Origin of the sequence: Escherichia sp. AM3 (assembly GCF_032029835.1) — a bacterium.
Classification (GTDB): domain Bacteria; phylum Pseudomonadota; class Gammaproteobacteria; order Enterobacterales; family Enterobacteriaceae; genus Escherichia; species Escherichia coli.
Map to the genome: position 1 here is coordinate 1 of NZ_JAVUPQ010000802.1, position 309 is coordinate 309.

General features: G+C 57.9%; 1 protein-coding gene. It reads left to right on the forward strand.

What is annotated here, in order from left to right; translation table 11 throughout:
* On the forward strand, positions 1-309 hold a 309-nt coding region (locus RTW80_RS28450; RefSeq protein WP_312721455.1), incomplete at both ends, for an SLC13 family permease.

Below are 309 nucleotides of genomic sequence, written 5' to 3' on the forward strand. Positions count from 1 at the left end.
CACCAAAGGCGTGGAGCTGAGCGGCTATTTTGACGTGCTGGGGCGCAAAATGGTGCGCCGCTTCGCCACCGAGCGCAAGCTGGCCCTGTTTATGGTCTTTTCGGCGGCGCTGTTGTCGACGTTTCTCACTAATGACGTGGCGCTTTTTATCGTGGTGCCGCTTAAGCTAACACTGCCTAAGCAGTGCGAAATACCGGGTACCCCTCGGAATATCTTTGAAGCGCTGGCCGTCAATGCGGGCTCGCTGCTCACGCCTATCGGTAACCCGCAGAACATTCTGCTGTGGGGACGCTCCGGCCTGTCGTTTAC